Source organism: Pseudomonas kilonensis, from assembly GCF_001269885.1.
GTDB classification, from domain to species: Bacteria; Pseudomonadota; Gammaproteobacteria; order Pseudomonadales; family Pseudomonadaceae; genus Aquipseudomonas; species Aquipseudomonas kilonensis.
Window position 1 is genome coordinate 79,262 of record NZ_LHVH01000031.1, and the last position, 19,161, is coordinate 98,422.

General features: G+C 60.5%; 17 protein-coding genes. 10 read left to right on the forward strand and 7 right to left on the reverse strand.

The features are described from left to right. Positions 1-124: 124 nt before the first annotated feature. The 3 genes from AD662_RS23095 (at position 125) to AD662_RS23105 (ending at position 3,065) form a co-directional block, all read left to right on the forward strand. Positions 125-1,075, forward strand: coding sequence for an ornithine cyclodeaminase family protein (locus tag AD662_RS23095; RefSeq protein ID WP_053189803.1), 951 nt, complete (start codon positions 125-127; stop codon positions 1,073-1,075). Positions 1,076-1,221: 146 nt separating this feature from the next. Next, on the forward strand, positions 1,222-2,349 hold the full coding sequence (locus AD662_RS23100) for an NAD(P)/FAD-dependent oxidoreductase (protein WP_018606172.1): 1,128 nt from the start codon (positions 1,222-1,224) through the stop codon (positions 2,347-2,349). An 89-nt stretch (positions 2,350-2,438) separates the two neighbouring features. Next, the gene (locus AD662_RS23105; RefSeq protein WP_018606170.1) at positions 2,439-3,065 is read left to right on the forward strand and encodes a helix-turn-helix transcriptional regulator; all 627 of its coding nucleotides are present in this window, start codon (positions 2,439-2,441) and stop codon (positions 3,063-3,065) included. Between the two features lie 127 nt (positions 3,066-3,192). On the opposite strand, the gene AD662_RS23110 is transcribed toward AD662_RS23105, so the two are convergent. The 6 genes from AD662_RS23110 to AD662_RS23135 form a co-directional block, all read right to left on the reverse strand. Continuing rightward, on the reverse strand, positions 3,193-3,969 hold the full coding sequence (locus AD662_RS23110) for an ABC transporter substrate-binding protein (RefSeq protein ID WP_018606168.1): 777 nt from the start codon (positions 3,967-3,969) through the stop codon (positions 3,193-3,195). A 278-nt stretch (positions 3,970-4,247) separates the two neighbouring features. Then, a complete protein-coding gene (gene moaE, locus AD662_RS23115; RefSeq protein WP_053189804.1) occupies positions 4,248-4,700 on the reverse strand; it encodes a molybdopterin synthase catalytic subunit MoaE in 453 nt (150 codons plus the stop codon). Positions 4,701-4,703: 3 nt separating this feature from the next. Beyond that, the gene (gene moaD / locus AD662_RS23120) at positions 4,704-4,946 is read right to left on the reverse strand and encodes a molybdopterin converting factor subunit 1 (protein WP_053189805.1); all 243 of its coding nucleotides are present in this window, start codon (positions 4,944-4,946) and stop codon (positions 4,704-4,706) included. Beyond that, the gene (moaC, locus tag AD662_RS23125) at positions 4,943-5,416 is read right to left on the reverse strand and encodes a cyclic pyranopterin monophosphate synthase MoaC (protein ID WP_003205311.1); all 474 of its coding nucleotides are present in this window, start codon (positions 5,414-5,416) and stop codon (positions 4,943-4,945) included. The genes moaD and moaC overlap by 4 nt, the downstream gene beginning before the upstream one ends. Before the next feature lie 249 nt (positions 5,417-5,665). Further along, on the reverse strand, positions 5,666-7,060 hold the full coding sequence (locus tag AD662_RS23130) for a PhoH family protein (RefSeq protein ID WP_018606162.1): 1,395 nt from the start codon (positions 7,058-7,060) through the stop codon (positions 5,666-5,668). A 336-nt stretch (positions 7,061-7,396) separates the two neighbouring features. After that, positions 7,397-8,521, reverse strand: a complete 1,125-nt coding sequence (locus AD662_RS23135) for a polysaccharide deacetylase family protein (protein WP_053189806.1) — start codon at positions 8,519-8,521, stop codon at positions 7,397-7,399. Between the two features lie 300 nt (positions 8,522-8,821). Between AD662_RS23135 and yaaA the strand changes: the two genes are divergently transcribed. Then, a complete protein-coding gene (gene yaaA / locus AD662_RS23140; RefSeq protein WP_018606154.1) occupies positions 8,822-9,601 on the forward strand; it encodes a peroxide stress protein YaaA in 780 nt (259 codons plus the stop codon). Positions 9,602-9,685: 84 nt separating this feature from the next. On the opposite strand, the gene AD662_RS29405 is transcribed toward yaaA, so the two are convergent. Beyond that, on the reverse strand, positions 9,686-9,940 hold the full coding sequence (locus tag AD662_RS29405) for a hypothetical protein (RefSeq protein WP_139213020.1): 255 nt from the start codon (positions 9,938-9,940) through the stop codon (positions 9,686-9,688). Between the two features lie 472 nt (positions 9,941-10,412). Between AD662_RS29405 and AD662_RS23145 the strand changes: the two genes are divergently transcribed. From AD662_RS23145 to algG, 6 genes are all read left to right on the forward strand, one after another. Continuing rightward, positions 10,413-11,729, forward strand: coding sequence for a nucleotide sugar dehydrogenase (locus AD662_RS23145; RefSeq protein ID WP_024617609.1), 1,317 nt, complete (start codon positions 10,413-10,415; stop codon positions 11,727-11,729). Between the two features lie 100 nt (positions 11,730-11,829). After that, on the forward strand, positions 11,830-13,311 hold the full coding sequence (alg8, locus tag AD662_RS23150) for a mannuronan synthase (protein ID WP_018606149.1): 1,482 nt from the start codon (positions 11,830-11,832) through the stop codon (positions 13,309-13,311). A gap of 35 nt (positions 13,312-13,346) precedes the next feature. Further along, entirely contained in the window at positions 13,347-14,516 is a 1,170-nt protein-coding gene (locus AD662_RS23155) for an alginate biosynthesis protein Alg44 (RefSeq protein WP_018606147.1), read from the forward strand. A 15-nt stretch (positions 14,517-14,531) separates the two neighbouring features. Continuing rightward, entirely contained in the window at positions 14,532-16,037 is a 1,506-nt protein-coding gene (algK, locus tag AD662_RS23160) for an alginate biosynthesis TPR repeat lipoprotein AlgK (protein ID WP_408003923.1), read from the forward strand. Continuing rightward, entirely contained in the window at positions 16,034-17,533 is a 1,500-nt protein-coding gene (locus AD662_RS23165) for an alginate export family protein (protein ID WP_077505786.1), read from the forward strand. The genes algK and AD662_RS23165 overlap by 4 nt, the downstream gene beginning before the upstream one ends. 26 nt (positions 17,534-17,559) lie before the next feature. Then, complete coding sequence (gene algG, locus AD662_RS23170) at positions 17,560-19,152, forward strand: mannuronan 5-epimerase AlgG (RefSeq protein WP_018606141.1); 1,593 nt, start codon at positions 17,560-17,562, stop codon at positions 19,150-19,152. The last annotated feature ends 9 nt before the right edge of the window (positions 19,153-19,161 follow it).

Sequence of the window (19,161 nt, forward strand, 5' to 3'; positions counted from 1 at the left end):
AGAGCGTGGGAACGATCAGCGCAGCCAAAACAGGCTGCGCTTTTTTTTGCCTTGGATATTGCTCGATTAAACTAAAAGTCCATAATGGACAAATTAGTTTACAAGCAGCTTCCCGGAGCCCTCCATGTCCAGCACGCCCTATGTGATGACCCAAGCCCAGGCCCGAGAACTGCTCGGGCAAATCGACGTACCGCACATCCTGCGCAAGCTGTTCCGCGACCTCGCCGCCGGGCAAGCGGTGCAGCCGCCCCAGCAACTGGTGGTGTTTCCCCAGGGCGCCGGGGACTTCATCAACTACCTCGGGGTGCTGGCTGAAGACCAGGTCTACGGGGTCAAGACCTCGCCCTATATCGTGCGCGAGCAAGGCCCGCTGGTGACCGCCTGGACCTTGCTGATGTCGATGCAGACAGGCCAGCCGCTGCTGTTGTGCGATGCCGCCGAGTTGACCACCGCTCGCACCGCTGCCACCACGGCTGTTGCCGTCGATGCCCTCGCCCCGCACAACGCCCGGCGCCTGGCGATCATCGGCAGCGGTGCGGTGGCGCGGGCGCACGTGCAGTACGTCAAGGGCCTGCGGGACTGGCAAACGATCAGCCTCTATTCACCAGGTCTGAAGACCAAGTCAGCGCAAGCACTTGCCTCCATCACCGGCCTGGACCCACGCCTGCACATCGCCGACTCCCTTGAAGCCGCGCTGCATGACGCCGACGTGGTGATGCTCTGCACCTCGTCCGCCAAAGCGGTGTTCGATCCGCAGACCCTGGGCAAACCGGCGCTGATCACCTCCATCAGCACCAACGCCCCACGCGCCCATGAAGTCCCCCCTCAAAGCCTCAACGACATGGACGTGTTCTGCGACTATCGTCAGACCACCCCGGGCTCGGCCGGTGAGATGCTGATTGCCGGCGAACTGCATGGCTGGGACGCGTCGCGCATTGTCGGCGATTTGCCCGAATTGCTCAGCGAACACGTGGCGCGTCCCGACTACCAACGCCATGTGTTCTTCCGCTCCATCGGTCTGGGCCTGGAAGATGTTGCGCTGGCGAATGCGCTTTACCGGTTGCACCACCACTGACACAACTCGATTCCCTGTGGGAGCGGGCTTGCTCGCGAAAGCGGTGCGTCTGCCACATCAATGTTGAATGTGCTGCCGCCTTCGCGAGCAAGCCCGCTCCCACAGGTTCCGCGAACGTCCGGCAATGTGCTCGACAGGAGAGCTTCATGACCTCAGCAGACTTCATCATCATCGGCGGCGGCATTGCCGGTGCATCCACCGGTTACTGGCTCGCCCCCCACGGCCGGGTGATTGTGCTCGAACGCGAATCCCATCCGGCCTACCACTCCACCGGACGCTCGGCGGCGTTGTATACCGCCGCCTACGGCACCCCACAGGTGCGGGCGCTGACCCAGGCCAGCCGGGATTTTTTCGACGCCCCGCCGGCCGGTTTCTGCGAACACCCCTTGCTGACCCCACGGGGCGAAATGACCGTGGACTTCACCGGTGACCCGGCCGAGTTGAACAACCAGTACCTCAGCGCCAAGGCCACCGTGCCGCAGATGCAACTGCTCAGCGCCGACGAGGCCTGTGTGCGGCTGCCGATCCTGCGACGGGACAAGGTCCACGGGGCGATCTACGACCCCACGGCCTGCGACATTGACACCGATGCACTGCACCAAGGCTACCTGCGCGGTATTCGTCGCAGTGGCGGTGAAGTGCACACCGACAGCGAAGTGCAGCAATTGAGCCGCGATGATCAGGGGCTGTGGCAGGTGAAAACCGCCAACCAGACGTTCACCGCACCGGTTCTGATCAACGCAGCCGGCGCATGGGCCGATCACATTGCCGAAATGGCCGGCGCTCGAAAGTTGGGGTTGCAGCCCAAGCGGCGTGCCGCGTTCATTTTTGCCGGGCCCGAGGGCGTGGATATCCATGACTGGCCGATGCTGGTGAGCCTGGACGAATCCTTCTATATGAAGCCCGACGCTGGCATGTTCCTCGGCTCACCGGCCAACGCCGATCCGGTGGAACCTCACGACGTGCAGCCCGAAGAACTCGACATTGCCATGGGCATCTACCAGATCGAAGAAGCCACCACCCTGACCATCCGCCGCCCGACCCGCACCTGGGCCGGGTTGCGCAGTTTCGTGCCCGACGGTGATTTGCTGTCCGGCTTCGATCCACAGGTGCCCGGACTGTTCTGGGTCGCGGCCCAGGGCGGCTACGGCATCCAGACCTCGCCGGCCATGGGCCAGGCCAGCGCGGCACTGGTGCGTGGTGAACCGCTGCCCGAGGCCCTGGCCCGTTTCGGCCTGAGCATCGCCATGCTGTCACCCGAGCGCCTGGGCTGAGCCACCTTGAGGTGACGCATCGCCGCGATTGCGGCACACTCCCCCGCGCCCCTGTTTCACGGGGCGCTGACGCTGCCTGGAGCCCTGTCATGACTGCCTCGCCACCCGATCCGGTGCTGGACAACTTCCGCACCATCGCCGATGCCATCGCCACGCTGTTCTACCCTCACGCCGAAGTGGTACTGCACGACCTGCGCACCCAGAAAGTCGATTACATCGCCAATAACCTGTCCAAGCGCGAGATTGGCGATGACTCGTCCCTGGAGGACATGCTCAGCGAGGACGTCAGCGAACGTAACATCGGGCCCTACGAAAAATTGAACTGGGACGGACAGAAGATTCGCAGCCTCAGCAGCGTACTGCGCGACGCCAACGGGCATCCGCTGGCGGTGCTGTGCATCAACCTGAATATTTCGCTGTTCGAGAATGCCAAGGCCGCACTGGATCTGTTCCTGTCACCCGGCAAGTTGATTCCTCAGCCGGACTCACTGTTTCGCGATGACTGGCAGGAGCGAATCAACACCTTCCTGCATGCCTGGATGCGCGAGCGTCAGCTGAGCCTGAACCTGCTGACCCGCGACCACAAACGCGAGCTGGTGCTGGCGCTGCATGCCGAAGGCGCGTTCAAGGGCAAGAGCGCGTCCAACTATGTGGCCAATGTGCTGAACATGGGGCGGGCGACGGTGTACAAGCATTTGAAGGAGTTGAAGGGCTAAGATTCTTGTTGCCTGGCCTGACGCCTTCGCGAGCAAGCCCGCTCCCACAAGGGATTTGCGCTGAACACAAGATTTATGTCCGACGAAGATCCAATGTGGGAGCGGGCTTGCTCGCGAAGGCGATGTTTCAGTCGCCGTAGATGTCTGACTTGAAATACTTGCCCTGGATCTTCTGATACTCCCCATTGGCCCGAATCCCATCGATGGCCTTGTTCAAGTCCGCCACCAGTTGGGTATTGCCTTTGCGCACCGCGATACCGGCGCCTTCGCCGACGTATTTGGGGTCCTTGAGCTCAGGGCCGACAAACGCGTAGCCCTTGCCACGAGGCATCGACAGGAAGTCTTCCAGCGGGATGGTGTCGGCGAAAATCGCGTCGAGGCGACCGGACGCCAGGTCCATGTAGATTTCTTCGTTGTTGCTGTAGCGCTTGACCGTCACGCCCTTGGGTTCGAAGACTTCAGTGGCGAAGCGGTCCGTGGTGGTGGCCCGTTGCACACCAACGGTCTTGCCCTTGAGGCTGGCGTACTGGTCATCGACCACCGCCCCTTCCTTCATGACCAGGCGCGATGAGGTGAAGTAGTACTTGTGGGTGAAATCCACCGACTTCTTGCGCTCTTCGGTGATGGTCATGGACGACAGCGCCAAGTCGATCTTCTTCACCTTGAGCGACGGAATCAGCCCGTCGAACTCGCCTTCGATCCACTCGCACTTGACCTGCATCTGCGCGCACAGGGCATTGCCGATGTCGTAGTCGAACCCCTCGATCTTCCCTTCCGAGGTCTTGGAAGCAAACGGCGGATAAGCCGCCTCGATGCCGATGCGCAAGGTTTTCTCAGCGGCGAACAGACTGCTGGAGGCCAACAGGCTCAAGGCCAGGCCGGTGATGAGGGGAAGTTTCTTCATGATCGATCTCTCGCGGGTTGTTGTTGGTTTGGCAGAGAAAGGTGGGGCAATGATTTTTATGTACTTATAAATCCATACTGGACTTTAATGTACATATCGTCAATTGGGGAAACAAGGGAATGTGATGGGAGGCTGCTGGCCCCTTCGCGAGCAAGCCCGCTCCCACAAGGATCTGTGCCGAACACACATGCTGTGTACAACACAAATTCCCTGTGGGAGCGGGCTTGCTCGCGAAGACGGACTTATGGGCTGCGAAAAAACAACAGTTTGCTTGCTGCTTACTGCTTCCAGCGATCCGCCGCCGCATGATCACTGTCCCGCCCTTCGACCCAGCGCGGGCCGTCGATGGTGTTTTCCTTCTTCCAGAACGGCGCTCGGGTCTTGAGGTAGTCCATGACAAAGGCGCAGGCGTCGAACGCCGCCTGGCGATGGGCACTGGCGGCACCGACGAAGACGATCGGCTCGCCCGGCTCCAGGGCACCGATACGGTGCAGCACCTCCAGCTTGAGCAATGGCCAGCGCTGCTCGGCCTCGGTGGCAATCTTGCCCAGGGCTTTTTCGGTCATGCCCGGATAATGCTCCAGGAACATCCCGGACACATCGAGGCCGTCATTGAAGTCACGCACGTAGCCGACAAAACTCACCACCGCCCCCACGCCGACATTAGCCGCGTGCATCGCGTTGACTTCGCCCCCTGCGTCGAACGGTTCGACCTGCACACGAATCGCCATGGCTCAGCCTCCGGTCACGGTGGGGAAAAACGCCACTTCATCGCCGTCCGCCAGCGGTTCGTCGAGCTGGCACAGGTCTTCGTTGCGCGCGCACATCAGGTTTTGCTCCTTCAGCACCTCGGCCCCGTCACGCTGGGCAAGCAGCACGCGCACATCGTCGACCGTGGCGAAATCACCTTCCACCTTTACCGAATCCACACCAAGCGCTTCACGGTAACGGGCAAAGAACTTCACGTTGATTTTCATGACGCATCCGCCTGGAAATGGCCGCTCTTGCCGCCGAGTTTTTCCAGCACCCGCACGCCTTCGATGGTCATGCCACGGTCGACGGCCTTGCACATGTCGTAAATGGTCAGCGCGGCGACGCTGGCGGCGGTGAGGGCCTCCATTTCCACGCCGGTCTGCCCCGACAGTTTGCAGCGGGCAACGATGCGCACCCGGTCCTCGCCTTCGGCATTGAGCTCGACCTTGACGCTGGTGAGCAGCAGCGGGTGGCAGAGCGGAATCAAGTCGCTGGTTTTCTTGGCCGCCTGGATGCCGGCAATGCGCGCGACGGCGAACACATCGCCCTTGGGGTGACCGCCGCTGACGATCATCTGCAGCGTGTCGGGCAGCATGCGCACAAAGGCCTCGGCCGTGGCTTCACGGAACGTCACGGCCTTGTCGGTCACGTCGACCATGTTGGCGCGACCTTGGGAATCGAGATGAGTCAGCACAGGGATACTCCTGATCGGGAGTGTCGATTGTAAACCTGTGGGTCAGATTCCGGCAGGGCTGATTGTCGCACCTGCAATTTGCAAAACACCGCATTTACCTGTGGGAGCGGGCTTGCTCGCGAAGGGGGCGTGTCAGGCAGCATATATGTCAACTGATACACCGCCTTCGCGAGCAAGCCCGCTCCCACAGGAGTTATGTGTCAGGCATGAAAAACCGGGCGACCATAGGGTCGCCCGGTTTGTCTGGGGTTACAGGTGGGATTCGGCGTATTCGGCCAGGATCGAGCGCGGTACGCCCTGCAGGGTGATGTGGACCCCGTTGGGGAAGTCCTTGAAGCGTTCGGTCAGGTAGGTCAGCCCGGAGCTGGTCGCGGACAGGTAAGGGGTGTCGATCTGCGCCAGGTTACCCAGGCACACCACTTTGGAACCGGCACCGGCACGAGTGATGATGGTTTTCATCTGGTGCGGGGTCAGGTTCTGGCATTCGTCGATCAGGATCAGGCTCTGCTGGAAGCTACGTCCACGAATGTAGTTGAGGGATTTGAACTGCAACGGCACTTTGCTGAGGATGTAGTCGACGCTGCCATGGGTGCTTTCGTCATCCATGTGCAAGGCTTCGAGGTTGTCGGTGATCGCCCCCAGCCATGGCTCCATTTTCTCCGCTTCGGTACCGGGCAGGAAACCGATTTCCTGGTCCAGGCCCTGCACGCTGCGGGTGGCGATGATGCGCCGGTAGCGTTTGCTGACCATGGTCTGCTCGATGGCAGCGGCCAGGGCCAGGATGGTCTTGCCGGAACCGGCGGCGCCGGACAGGTTGACCAGGTGGATATCCGGGTCGAGCAAGGCGAACAACGCCAGGCTCTGGTAGATGTCACGAGGTTTGAGACCCCAGGCTTCCTGATGCAGCAAAGGTTCCTGGTGCAAGTCGAGGATCAGCAGCTTGTCGACCTGGATTTCCTTGATCCAGCCGACGAAGCCTTGTTCGTCGATGATGAACTCGTTGATGTGCACGGCCGGCAGGTTGTCGATCAGTTGCACCTGGTGCCAGGTGCGGCCGTGGTCCTGGCGGGTCTCGACCTTGCTCACACGGTCCCAGAATGAGCCGGTCATGTTGTGGTAGCCGTTGGGCAACAGCGAGACGTCGTCGACCAGTTGGTCGGTGCTGTAGTCCTCCGCCGCGATCCCGCAGGCGCGGGCCTTGAGGCGCATGTTGATGTCTTTGGTCACCAGCACCACGGCCTGGTCCTTGGTGCGCGCGTGCAGGTCGATCAACTGGTTGATGATGATGTTGTCGTTCAGGTGTTCAGGCAGCACCAGGTTGGGTTCGGTGCGCTTGCTCATCAGGATCGAAAGCAGGCCCTTGGGACCACTTTTGCCGCGCTGGATCGGCACGCCGAGCTCAACGTCTTCCGGGGAGGCATCACCCAGGGTCTTGTCGATCAGGCGGATCGCCTGCCGGCATTCGGCCGCAACGCTGTGGTGTCCGCTCTTGAGCTTGTCCAGCTCCTCAAGCACGGTCATCGGGATGGCAACGTGGTGTTCTTCGAAGTTCAGGAGCGCGTTTGGATCGTGGATCAATACGTTGGTATCGAGTACATAGAGGATTGGCTGGTTGGAGGAAGGGCTACGTCCGTGGTCATCCATACTCGGTCACCTATGTGGGGGCCATTCGACGCAATACCGTGACAGTGCTGCGCCTCGAGGTAGCCACCGAATTCACCCGCGAGGATTCAGGTGAACTGCACACAATCTGGGTCTTGGAAGACGCCACCTGTGTTGCAGGTTTCGGCGGTCTGACTTCTTGATACTCCAAAAACCATGACAGGAAAAAGCACTTTGACGCTTTTTTGAAGTTTATTTTTCAGAGTGACGAATAACCCTTGGCGTACCGCCGTTGCGCCGTTAAAGTCGGAAGTCCGGTTGTCATGAATGTGTACCGGTTTTTCCGCCTTCCCCAATGTTTCCGGGCCTTTACAGGTTTCAGCGAAACGCTTCCTGACAGCCTGCCCAACCGATTCCGCTTTGCGCCGTCTGCGTCATGAGCCAGGGCATCGCCGTTTTCACCCCATCCTGCTTGGCATTGAAATTGATCACCCCGTGGCGCCACAGCAGCATCAGGGTCAGCACTCGCTGGGCGCTTTGCTCAGGCTTGAGCCGATTGTTGCTGTCCTGGGAGTCGATGTCCCACAGTGCCACTTGCAAGCCTTGCTGGCGGAAGAACGCTTGCGCATCGCCACGACGCTGGCCTTGGGGCGGACGGAACAGCGGCACGTAATTCTCTGGCAGCTTGCCCTTGACCAGCTCGACACTGCGCCGGACCGAGTCTTGCCAGTCCTGCCAATGGCTGTGGGAACGAAACTCCCAGCCCTGTACACCCACGCACTGTTGCGAATACAGCGCCTGCAGGTTGTTGACCGAGCGGTCTTCCAGCCGCGCCTGGATGTCCTTGCCCAGCACGAAGAAGGTGCCGTTCATGTTCGCCTTGCGCAGGTATTCGGTCAGCCATGGGGTGTTGTCCGGCACAACGTTGGCGGCGCTGTCGAAGGTCAGCAGGAACAGCCGGTCGTTCATCTCCTCGCCGTTGCGCTCGTAATCGCCGAAACGTGCAATTTCGCTACTGGTTTGCGGAAAAAGCGCAGCTTTACGCAGCAGTTCATCGCGGTACTGGGTATGAAAAATCTGGCTCGGCGCAGCCCACTTGATGTAGTAGGAGTTGTCATCCAGATGGAACCTGCGCGCCTCTTCGCGCAGGGTCGCCATGTCCTCGACCAGGTAACAGAAGGAAGCGTCCTGATCGCAGCTGCGCTGGGCAACGTTGTAGTTGGCCAGCAACCGCTGCCACAGCCGGGCGCGAAGCGCGTCGATCGCAACCATATTGACCGTGCGCAGCCCCAAGTACTGCTTGAGCGCTATTTCGTCCATGGCATCGACGTCCAGCAGGGCTCGGGCGAACATCAGGATCTCGGCCCGCGAGGCCACGTCGAACAGCGTCGGGCTGGTGAGTTGTTCCGGCCAGGTGCTGCGATCCAGGGTGGCGACGTCGTTGGGCGCGGCAATGGCGCCCAGGCTCAACAGCCAGGCCGATAACAGAAGGGCGATACGCAAAAGGGATGTCTCCATAACGAAACCCGCGCGGCATCATAGCCGATCCTGGCCCAATACCCTTGTGGTCAGCGGACTTGGGGAGCAGACACCTGTGGGAGCAAAGCTTGCTCGCGATGCAGGCGACAAGGTCCATCTGCAAGATTGCGTCATCGTTCATCGCGAGCAAGCTTTGCTCCCACAGACTTTGCTCCCACAGCTCCCTCGCCACAAAAGCACCACCACCGATCACCTATCACCCCAATAGCTGGAGTCCACCCGGCCAACCCCCTAGAATCGCCCCACCTTAAAGGAGACGACTTCATGCTGATGGTGATTTCCCCCGCCAAGACCCTCGATTACGAAACACCGCCGGCCACCGAGCGCTTTACCCAACCGCAGTACCTGGATCACTCCCAGGAGCTGATCGAACAGTTGCGTGAACTCTCGCCGGCACAGATCAGCGAGCTGATGCACGTCTCCGACAAGATCGGCGGCCTCAATGCCGCGCGATTCGGCAGCTGGACACCGGCATTTACCCAGGCCAACGCCAAGCAGGCGCTGCTGGCCTTCAAGGGCGACGTGTACACAGGCCTCGATGCGCAAAGTTTTGGCGACGCCGATTTCGACTACGCCCAACAGCACCTGCGCATGCTCTCTGGCCTCTATGGCCTGCTGCGCCCATTGGACCTGATGCAACCCTATCGCCTGGAAATGGGCACGAAGCTGGCCAATGCCCGGGGCAAGGACCTTTATGCCTTCTGGGGCACGCGCATCAGCGAATGGCTGAACGAAGCCCTCGCCGACCAGGGCGATGATGTGCTGCTGAACCTGGCTTCCAATGAATACTTCTCGGCGGTCAAGCGCAGCGCACTGAAAGCGCGCGTCATCGATACCGAATTCCGCGACCTGAAAAATGGCCAGTACAAAATCATCAGCTTCTACGCCAAGAAAGCCCGGGGCCTGATGAGTCGTTTCGTGATTCAGGAACGGATCAACGACCCTGCGGCACTCAGCCAATTCGATGTACAGGGCTACCGCTTCAACGCCCAACAGTCGAGCCGGGACAAACTGGTTTTCCTGCGTGATCACGCCCCCGAATAAAGCATGACCTTATACCGCCCCCTGATCGGGGGCTTCGATCATCTCCCTATTTGTCATCTTAGTTCCTCGCCCACTTCGCCAGTTTCATGGCGCCAATAAATCGCACCACCCCTGCGCTAACTTTTCTTTCACTCGACACTCGTCAGTTTTTTGCGTAGTGGCACCGATTTTTTTCATCGGTAGTGGCACAAAACTATCTACCCCTGCTAACTCCCCATTAATAAAGGCCGAAACGGTAAGTGCCATCATATTGAGGTCAGTGCCATCTTCGATAATATTTCGAAAAATTTCGAAAATCGCGATGAGCGGATCGGAACTATGTGAAATTGCATGGCTCATACCATCCGTAACGATTCTCGGCGAGCGTGTACGAGATAACTTACAAAGGACATCGAACGGATTAACCAAGTTGTCACGTCAACTTAGCGAAACGGTCGTCTAATTGGATCCACCCTTAAAAGGATGGGAGATAACGCACCATTGCTATCCCCTACAAGGCCAAGGCTGCGCCCCTATAACGTGCTCACCCGAGCACACAAGCTTCTGATTTTGTGGGCTTTTGCCAGGGATCAGAGGTGAGAGACTTTTTGCACGAGCGTTCTTGATTTACAGGGACTGGCTGCATAACAGGGCAGGTCATAACAACTAGGCCACATTGCGCACAACTTGAGTGCATTTATTTAGACACTCGGAACTTAGTATGCCTGCACACGGCACTGTGGCGCCTGCATTCCACACTTCCGAGTGCTCGATGACCGCTGAACACTATTAACTCCGGCCATTTAATGGCATGAAAACAGAGGTAAATGCGATGCGCATTAGCATATTTGGTTTGGGTTACGTCGGTGCAGTATGTGCCGGTTGCCTGTCTGCACGGGGCCATGATGTAGTTGGCGTAGATGTCGCCAAAGACAAAATCGACATGATCAACGCCGGCAAATCGCCAATCGTTGAACCGGGTCTTGGTGAGCTGTTGGCGCAAGGCATTCAAACAGGCCGACTGCGCGGCACGACCAACTTCGCCGAAGCCATTCGCGATACTGACTTGTCGATGATTTGCGTCGGTACACCGAGCAAAAAGAACGGCGACCTGGAACTGAACTACATCGAGGCCGTGTGCCGCGAGATCGGTTTTGTCCTGCGTGACAAGACCACCCGCCACACCATCGTAGTGCGCAGCACCGTATTGCCGGGCACCGTGGCAAACGTTGTCATCCCGATCCTGGAAGACTGCTCCGGCAAGAAAGCCGGCGTCGATTTCGGTGTCGCAGTAAACCCTGAGTTCCTGCGCGAAAGCACCGCGATCAAAGACTATGATCAACCGCCGATGACCGTTATTGGTGAGTTCGACACCGCCTCCGGTGACGTTCTGCAGTCGCTGTACGAAGAGCTCGATGCGCCGATCATCCGCAAGGACATCGCCGTCGCCGAGATGATCAAGTACACCTGCAACGTGTGGCATGCCACCAAGGTGACCTTCGCCAACGAGATCGGCAACATCGCCAAGGCCGTCGGCGTCGATGGCCGTGAAGTGATGGATGTGGTCTGCCAGGACAAGACTCTGAACCTGTCCCAGTACTACATGCGCCCAGGCTTTGCCTTCGGCGGTTCCTGCCTGCCCAAGGACGTTCGCGCCCTGACCTACCGTGCCGGCTCCCTGGACGTGGAAGCGCCGCTGCTCAACTCGCTGATGCGCAGCAACGAATCCCAGGTGCAGAACGCCTTCGACATCGTTTCCAGCCACGACAAGCGCAAAGTCGCCCTGCTGGGCCTGAGCTTCAAGGCCGGTACCGACGACCTGCGTGAAAGCCCGCTGGTAGAGCTGGCGGAAATGCTGATCGGCAAGGGCTTCGACCTGAAGATCTACGACAGCAACGTCGAATACGCCCGTGTCCACGGTGCGAACAAGGACTACATCGAGTCGAAGATTCCTCACGTCTCGTCCTTGCTCAACGCCGACTTCGACTCGGTGATCGACAGCTCCGACATCATCATCCTGGGCAACCGCGACGAGAAGTTCCGCGCGCTGACCGAGAACGTACCGGAAGGCAAGCAGGTCATCGACCTGGTCGGCTTCATGTCCAAGGCCACCAACCCGAGTGGCCGGACCGAAGGCATCTGCTGGTAAGTCTGTTTGCCGGCCGGGGCACGCCCCGGCCGGCCTTTCGCCTGCCTTAACCCATCGGGCCGCCCACAAGGCCCGCCCGAGATAGAGACGGATGCAGATTATGCACAGGCTAAAGCACGGCCTGCTTCAGGCCGCCGGTTGGCTGTTTTACTTGAGTTTATTGATGGGCATCGCCATGGCGCTGCCCACGTCCACGTTCGACTCCGATTCCAAGGACTTCATCTTCCTGATCGGCGCCGTGGGCATCTGGCGTTACTCCATGGGAGCAACGCATTTCGTGCGCGGCATGATCTTCCTGTACATCGTCTACCCGCACCTGCGCCGCAAGGTACGCAAGCTGGGCAAGGCGGCGGATCCGTCCCACGTGTACCTGATGGTCACCAGCTTCCGGATCGATGCGCTGACCACCGCCCAGGTGTATGGCTCGGTGATTCGCGAGGCCATCGAATGCGGGCTGCCCACCACCGTGGTCTGCTCCATCGTGGAAATGTCCGACGAACTGCTGGTCAAGAGCCTCTGGGCCCGCATGAACCCACCAGCGCGGGTCAAGCTGGACTTCGTGCGTATCCCTGGCACCGGCAAGCGTGACGGCCTGGCCTTCGGTTTCCGCGCCATCTCCCGCCACTTGCCGGACGACCGCGCCGTGGTGGCGGTGATCGACGGCGACACCGTGCTCGCCGAAGGCGTCGTGCGCAAGACCGTGCCGTGGTTCCAGCTGTTCGGCAACGTCGGCGGCCTGACCACCAACGAGTTCTGCGAAGTGCGCGGCGGCTACATCATGAGCGAATGGCACAAACTGCGCTTCGCCCAACGGCACATCAACATGTGCTCCATGGCCTTGTCCAAGCGCGTGCTGACCATGACCGGTCGCATGTCGGTGTTCCGCGCCACCGTGGTCACCAACCCGGACTTCATCGCCGACGTGGAAAGCGACTCGCTGCAACACTGGCGCCTGGGCCGCTTCAAGTTCCTGACCGGCGATGACAAATCGAGCTGGTTCAGCCTGATGCGCCTGGGCTACGACACCTTCTACGTGCCCGATGCGGCGATCAACACCGTCGAGCATCCGCCGGAGAAGAGCTTCATCAAGGCCAGTCGCAAGCTGATGTTCCGCTGGTACGGTAACAACCTGCGGCAGAACTCCCGGGCACTTGGCCTGGGCATGAAGCGTCTGGGCCTGTTCACTTCGGTGGTGCTGTTCGACCAGCGCGTGTCGATGTGGACCTCGCTGCTGGGCCTGACCGTGGCCCTGATCGCCAGCTTCAAGTACGGCACCGCGTTCATCCTGGTGTACCTGCTGTGGATCGGCATCACGCGGTTGCTGCTGACCCTGTTGCTGTCGTGCTCCGGACACCGGATCGGCCCAGCCTACCCGGCGATTCTCTATTACAACCAGATCGTCGGTGCCCTGGTGAAGATCTACGTGTTCTTCCGCCTCGATCAACAGTCCTGGACCCGCCAGCCCACCCACCTGACCCGTGATCTCGCCAGCTTTCAACGTTGGTTCAACACTTGGTCGTCTCGGACCATGACCTTCTCCGCCGGCAGCATTTTTGTCGCCGTGCTGCTGACGATGGTCTGACCGGACTTGAATGAATTAACTAGGAAATCGCCCCTATGAACACCGCCGTGAATGTCAACGTAGTGCATGAATCCGAAGCCCAGCGCCAACACGCCAGGGTCAAAATCCCGGCCAAGCTGCGCTTCTTCGGCCCTGACCGTACGCCGATGGAAGTCAAGGTCCTGGACCTGTCCGCCGGCGGCCTGAGCTTCAACGCCGGCCAGATGCCCCTCAAGACCGGGGAGTCCTACAAGGGTCGCCTGCAATTCGTCATCGACAACCTTGGCCTGGCCATGGACGTGGAATTGCAGATCCGTTCCTACGACCGCCAGACCGGCCGCACCGGTTGCCAGTTCCAGAACCTGGAGCCTCGGGACATCTCGACACTGCGTCACATCATCACCTCGCACCTGGCCGGCGACATCGTCGGTGTCGGCGATGTGCTGGCGACCCTGCAGCGCGATAACTTCACCAAGGCCCGCAAGCAGAAAGACGAAAACGGTGGCATGAGCGCCTTCGGTCGCCTGCGCGCCGTGACCTTCAGCCTGGGGATCTTCCTCGTTGGCCTGACGGCGTTCGGTTTCATCTTCAAGTCGGTGTACGGCATGTACTTCGTCAGCCACGCCCAGGCAGGCCTGGTGAACGTACCGGGCATGGCCATCACCATGCCGCGTGACGGCACCGTGCAGAGCCTGGTCAAGGCCGACGGCGTGGCCGCCAAGGGCGCCCCGCTGGCGACCTTCAGCACCAGCATGCTCGACGTGCTCAAAGGTCACCTGGACGACAACCAGTTGCAGCCGGCCAAGGTCGAGGAACTGTTCGGCAAGCAGATGACCGGCACCCTGACGTCTCCGTGCGACTGCATCGTGACCCAGCAGTTGGTGTCCGATGGTCAGTACGCCAGCAAGGGCGACGTGATCTTCCAACTGGTCCCACGGGGCACCGAAGCCAACGTCGAAGCGCGTTTCTCCTATCGCCAGTTCGGCGACGTGCGCCCAGGCACTGCGGTCAGCTTCCAGGTCGCCGGCGAAGACACCACCCGTACCGGCAAGATCGTCAGCAGCACCAGCCTGAAAAGTGCTGACCTGTCCTCCGATATCCGTGTCCTGATCCAGCCTGACGAACCCCTGGACAGCTCGCTGGCCGGCCGTCCGGTAGAAGTCACCAGCGACCGTGGCCCGAACCTGAACTGGCTGATCGACAAAGCCATGGCCGTCGGTATTTAAGTCGAGGATATGCCCGTGATCACTCCACAAAACAACAATGCACCGCATTCCCTGTGGGAGCGAGCCTGCTCGCGATGGGATCGACGCGGTCTGTCTGGTACACCGAGCGGCCTGCATCGCGAGCAGGCTCGCTCCCACACAGGTTATGCGTTGTGTGCGCTGGCGCTGGCAGTCAGTCTTAGCGGTTGCGCCGGCCTGCCCGATCAACGCCTGGCCAACGAAGCCCTCAAGCGCGGCGACACGGCGCTGGCGCAGCAGAACTATCAGCAACTGGCAGACCTGGGCTACAGCGAAGCCCAGGTCGGCTTGGCCGACATCCAGGTGGACAGCCACGACCCCGAGCAGATGAAAAAAGCCGAGGCGACTTACCGCGCCGCGGCCGATATCTCGCCACGGGCCCAGGCTCGCCTGGGTCGCCTGCTGGTAGCCAAGCCCGGTTCCACCGAAGCGGAAAAACACGAAGCCGAAGGCCTGTTGAAGAAAGCCTTCGCCAATGGTGAAGGCAACACCCTGATCCCGCTGGCGATGCTGTACCTGCAATATCCCCACAGTTTCCCGAACGTCAACGCCCAGCAGCAGATCAGCCAATGGCGCAGCGCCGGCTACCCGGAAGCGGGCCTGGCGCAGATTCTGCTCTACCGCACCCAGGGTACCTACGACCAGCACCTGGACGAAGTCGAGAAGGTCTGCAAGGCCGCGCTGGCGACCACCGACATCTGCTACGTCGAACTGGCCACGGTCTATCAGAAACGCGGCCAACCGGAACAGCAGGCCGCGTTGCTCAAGCAGATGCAGGATGGCCACGCCCGTGGCGTCGTGTCCGCCCAGCGCGTGGACAGCGTCGCCCGTGTCCTGGCCGATGCCAGCCTGGGCAAGCCCGATGAAAAGACCGCCCAGTCGTTGCTCGAAGGCATCGCCCCGGGCTACCCCGCTGCCTGGGTCAGCCTGGCGCAACTGCTCTACGACTTCCCGGAACTGGGTGACGTCGACAAGATGATGCAGTACCTGGAAAACGGCCGCGCCGCCGACCAGTCGCGTGCCGAACTGTTGCTGGGCAAGCTTTACTACGAAGGCAAGTGGGTCCCGGCCGATGCCAAGGTCGCCGAGGCGCATTTCCAGAAAGCCGTTGGCCGCGAAGTGGCCGCCGACTACTACCTCGGCCAGATCTATCGCCGCGGTTACCTGGGCCAGGTCTACTCGCAAAAAGCCCTGGACCACCTGCTCAAGGCCGCCCGCAACGGCCAGAACAGCGCCGACTACGCCATTGCCCAGCTGTTCTCCCAGGGCAAGGGCACCAAGCCCAACCCGGTCAACGCCTATGTGTTCAGCCAGTTGGCCAAGGCGCAGAACACCCCGCAAGCCACCGAGCTTGCCCAGACCCTCGAAGCACAATTACCGCCGCAGCAACTTGCACAAGCGCAACGCCTGCTACAACAAGAGCAGGCCATTCGCGGCTCGATGAGCCCCGATACGCTGGAACTGCAAGCCCTAAAAGAAGATGACGGCGAGGAACCTCTATGAAGCTTTTGAAGCTCAATCCTTTTGTGCAGGCTGGTATTGGCCTGTCGTTTGCCCTGTTGTGGTCCAGCCCGAGCCTGGCGGCCCTGACTGACACCAAGAATTTCGGCCTGGAAGTGAAAATCACTGGCCAGTCCGAAGACGACCGCGACCTCGGCACCCAGAGCGGTGGCGACGTCAACGGTGTCGGCCTGGACCTGCGTCCCTGGGTCTACGGTGAAAGCGAAAGCGGCGCCTGGAGCGCCTACGCCATGGCCCAGGCCGTGACGTCCAGCGATATCATCGAGACCGACACCCTGCAACAGTCCGATGACAGCACCCAGCAAACCGACAGCGGCGATCGCGAAGCCAAGAAAAGCTACCTGGCCATGCGCGAGTTCTGGATCGGCTACCGTGGCCTGACCCCCTACCCGGGCGAGCAATTGAAGTTCGGTCGCCAGCGCCTGCGCAATGACGACGGCCAATGGCGCGACACCAACATCGAAGCCCTGAACTGGACCTTCGACACCACCTTGCTGCGGGCCAACCTCGGCGTGGCCGAACGGTTCAGCGAATACCGCACCGACCTCAAGGAATTGTCCCCCCAGGACAAGGACCGCCTGCACGTCTTTGGCGACGTGGGCTACCAGTGGATGCCAGGCCAGTGGGCCGGGATCCGTGCCCACCACTCCCATGACAATGGCAGCCTCGATTACCCGACCCCGGGCGAAGCCACCGACACCCTGGACAAGACCGAGAACGGTGACTTGACCTGGCTGGGCCTGGAAGCCAACAGCGACGCCTACAACTGGCGCAACACCAACACGGTCAACTACTGGGCCAGCCTCACCGGCATGACCGGCGACCGTGACACCGTCAACCCGCTCAACGCCGACGGCACGCGCCCAACAGAAGCCAAGCACAGCGATGACGTGGACGGCTGGGCCACTGATTTGGGTATCCGCCTGCGCCTGGACCCGCAATGGCAAGTCGGTGCGGCCTATGCCCGCGCCAGCGAGGACTACGAACAGAACGGCCTGCAAAGCAACCGCTCGAACTTCACCGGCACGCGCTCGCGGGTCCATCGTTTCGGCGAAGCGTTCCGTGGCGAAATGGCCAACACCCAGAGCGCCAGCCTGTTCGGTTCCTGGCAGTTGCGTGACGAATACGACGCCAGCCTTGTGTACCACAAGTTCTGGCGCGTGGACGGCAACAAGCCGGTGGGCAGCAACGGCATCAACGCTGTGGAAAACAACACCGACGACGTGACCGGCGCGATCCTGTCCACCTCGTCCCTGCCACTGCGCGACGGTAACAAGGACCTGGGCCAGGAAGTCGACCTGGTCGTCACCAAGTACTTCAAGCAAGGCCTGCTGCCCGCCGCGCTGAGTCAGTCCATTGATGAGCCGTCGGCGCTGGTGCGCTTTCGTGGCGGCGTGTTCAAGCCAGGCGACGCTTACGGCAAAGAGGTCGATTCGTACATGCATCGCGCCTTTGTCGACGTGATCTGGCGCTTCTGATGCAAATGGCCATGGGAGTGCCCGATATGAACCGCTACCTCAGGAACAGCCAGGCGATGAAAGGTTCGATCAGCCTGTTGGTCGCAGCGATGCTGCTGGCCGGCTCGCCGGCGTTCGCCAACGTTGAGCCGGTGGTCAAGCCGGGCAACGTGGTCAAGGGACTGCAACAGGCCAAGACCTACACCGTCAGCAGCGCGCCGACCGCACCACTGGAGCTGGCCACGCCGACCCTGCCCGACCTCTCCGGCTACACCGCCGAAGCGGTCGCGGCAAAAATCGTGCGGACCAAGCCCGGCAAGGTCAGCGTGCGTCGGATGATGCAGGAAAACGCCTTGAAGGACTTCATCGGCGGCGACAACAAGATGGCCGAGTGGGTCGTGCGTCAGCACGGTATCCCACAGGCCATCTTCGTCGACGATGGCTACATGAACCTCAAGGACCTGGTCAAGAAGGTGCCCAAGCAGTACCTCAGCGAAACCTCGCCAGGCGTGTTCCTGGCCAGGATTCCAATTGTGGTCGGCGAGAAAGGCATCCTGGAAATCGACAAACAGACCCAGGAATTGCGCCTGTCCCAGGAGGGCGGCGCGTTCCTGGTCAACGATGGCCGGATGTTCATCCGCGACACCAAGGTCACCGGCTGGCGCGAAAAGGAAAACGGCCCCGCTACGTTCCGCTCGCCCAAGGAATTCCGTCCGTTCCTGCTGTCCTGGGGCGGCACCGAGACCTACATCGTCAACACCAAGATGGCGAGCTTCGGCTACGCCAACAGTAAGTCGTACGGGGTCAGTATTTCCCAGTACACGCCGAACATGGCCAAGGTCCTCAAGCGCCCGGAACCGACCGGCTGGATCATCGGTTCCGAGTTCTCGGACATGTGGTACGGCTTCTACTGCTATGAAACCAACGACTTCGTGGTCAAGGGCAATACCTACAAAGACAACATCGTCTACGGCATCGACCCCCATGACCGTTCCCATCGGCTGATCATTGCCGACAACACGGTCTACGGGACCAAGAAGAAGCACGGGATCATTATTTCCCGTGAGGTCAACGACAGCTTCATTTTCAACAACCGCAGCTATGACAACAAACTCTCGGGCCTGGTGATCGACCGTAACAGCGTGAACAACCTGATCGCCTACAACGAGATCTACAAGAACCACACCGACGGCATCACGCTCTACGAGAGTGGTGACAACCTGCTGTGGGGCAACAAAGTGATCAGCAACCGCCGCCACGGCATCCGCATTCGTAACAGCGTGAACATCCGCCTCTACGAAAACGTGTCCATGGCCAACGGCCTGACCGGTCTCTACGGCCACATCAAAGACCTGTCCGACACCGACCGGGACATCAAGCTCGACCCGTTCGACGCCCAGGTCTCGCTGATCGTGGTCGGCGGCGAACTGGCTGCCAACGGCAGTGGCCCGCTGTCCATCGATTCGCCGTTAAGCGTCGAGCTGTACCGCGTGTCCATGCTCGCACCGACCAAATCCAGCGGCATCAGCTTCTCGGGAATCCTCGGCGAGCGCCAGGATGAAATTCTCGACCTGCTGGTGCGCCAGCAGAAAGCCGTGCTGATCGACCCTGTCGAACGCCAGACCGAAATGCGGGACTGAGGATGACCT

Excerpts from the sequence above, each read along its gene's own strand:
- AD662_RS23095 (WP_053189803.1), top strand. The coding sequence starts at position 125 with ATGTCCAGCACGCCCTATGTGATGACCCAAGCCCAGGCCCGAGAACTG.
- AD662_RS23100 (WP_018606172.1), top strand. The coding sequence starts at position 1,222 with ATGACCTCAGCAGACTTCATCATCATCGGCGGCGGCATTGCCGGTGCA.
- AD662_RS23105 (WP_018606170.1), top strand. The coding sequence starts at position 2,439 with ATGACTGCCTCGCCACCCGATCCGGTGCTGGACAACTTCCGCACCATC.
- AD662_RS23110 (WP_018606168.1), bottom strand. The coding sequence starts at position 3,969 with ATGAAGAAACTTCCCCTCATCACCGGCCTGGCCTTGAGCCTGTTGGCC.
- moaE (WP_053189804.1), bottom strand. The coding sequence starts at position 4,700 with ATGGCGATTCGTGTGCAGGTCGAACCGTTCGACGCAGGGGGCGAAGTC.
- moaD (WP_053189805.1), bottom strand. The coding sequence starts at position 4,946 with ATGAAAATCAACGTGAAGTTCTTTGCCCGTTACCGTGAAGCGCTTGGT.
- AD662_RS23130 (WP_018606162.1), bottom strand. The coding sequence starts at position 7,060 with ATGGATGACCACGGACGTAGCCCTTCCTCCAACCAGCCAATCCTCTAT.
- yaaA (WP_018606154.1), top strand. The coding sequence starts at position 8,822 with ATGCTGATGGTGATTTCCCCCGCCAAGACCCTCGATTACGAAACACCG.
- AD662_RS29405 (WP_139213020.1), bottom strand. The coding sequence starts at position 9,940 with ATGAGCCATGCAATTTCACATAGTTCCGATCCGCTCATCGCGATTTTC.
- AD662_RS23145 (WP_024617609.1), top strand. The coding sequence starts at position 10,413 with ATGCGCATTAGCATATTTGGTTTGGGTTACGTCGGTGCAGTATGTGCC.
- alg8 (WP_018606149.1), top strand. The coding sequence starts at position 11,830 with ATGCACAGGCTAAAGCACGGCCTGCTTCAGGCCGCCGGTTGGCTGTTT.
- AD662_RS23155 (WP_018606147.1), top strand. The coding sequence starts at position 13,347 with ATGAACACCGCCGTGAATGTCAACGTAGTGCATGAATCCGAAGCCCAG.
- AD662_RS23165 (WP_077505786.1), top strand. The coding sequence starts at position 16,034 with ATGAAGCTTTTGAAGCTCAATCCTTTTGTGCAGGCTGGTATTGGCCTG.
- algG (WP_018606141.1), top strand. The coding sequence starts at position 17,560 with ATGAACCGCTACCTCAGGAACAGCCAGGCGATGAAAGGTTCGATCAGC.